The organism is Mesorhizobium sp. M1A.F.Ca.IN.020.06.1.1, from assembly GCF_004023265.1.
In the GTDB taxonomy this organism is placed as follows: Bacteria; Pseudomonadota; Alphaproteobacteria; order Rhizobiales; family Rhizobiaceae; genus Mesorhizobium.
Genome location: NZ_RZSR01001540.1, coordinates 1 through 794, shown reverse-complemented (window position 1 = coordinate 794; position 794 = coordinate 1). Strand labels below are relative to the sequence as shown.

Annotated in this window: 2 protein-coding genes; both read left to right on the top strand. The window is 65.2% G+C overall.

The annotated features are described in order from the left end of the window. Positions 1-412 (top strand): orotidine-5'-phosphate decarboxylase (pyrF, locus tag EOA60_RS35405; protein ID WP_128312752.1); only part of this gene is annotated, 412 nt, incomplete at its 5' end. A gap of 37 nt (positions 413-449) precedes the next feature. Next, complete coding sequence (locus EOA60_RS35400; protein WP_095825573.1) at positions 450-737, top strand: DUF1330 domain-containing protein; 288 nt, start codon at positions 450-452, stop codon at positions 735-737. The last annotated feature ends 57 nt before the right edge of the window (positions 738-794 follow it).

Here is a 794-nt window from a genome sequence, read left to right as displayed (position 1 = left end):
GGCTATGCAGGCGGCGGTGGAAGCAGCCAAGGGCAGCGATCTCTGCCTGCTCGCGGTGACCGTGCTGACCTCGATGGACGAGCAGGACATGATCGATGCCGGCTATGAACACGATCCGCACACGCTGGTGCTGAGGCGCGCCGAACAGGCGCTGCATGCCGGCATGGGCGGCATCGTCTGCTCGGCCGAGGAGGCCGAAGCCGTGCGCCGGATCGTCGGTCCCGACATGGCCGTGGTCACGCCGGGTATACGGCCGAGCGGCAGCGACCATGGCGACCAGAAGCGTGTGGTGACGCCGGCGCAGGCGATCCGCAACGGCTCCAGCCACCTTGTCGTCGGCCGGCCGATCGTCAAGGCGCCGGATCGGCGGGCGGCGGCCGAGGCTATCTTGGCCGAAATGTGCTCGGCATAGGGCCGATCCGGTTTGCGAACCGAAACAGGAGAAAATGATGCCAAAGGGATATTGGGTTGCCCGCGTCGATGTGCGCGACCCGGAAGGCTACAAGGACTATGTCGCCGCCGCCAAACCGGCTTTCGAGCGCTTCGGCGCGAAATTCCTGGCGCGCGGCGGCGAGCATGAGAAGGCCGAGGGGCCCGGCCGCGCGCGCAATGTGATCATCGAGTTCGCTTCGCTTGCCGCCGCACATGACTGCTACCATTCGCCAGAATATCAGCGCGCCGTCGCCATTCGCCAGAAAGTGGCCGACGGCGAGATCGTGCTGGTCGAGGGCGTTTGATCGTCTGAATCGTTCTGCCTTGACATGATCAAGGAAGGCGGTGGCGCAGAATAGAGA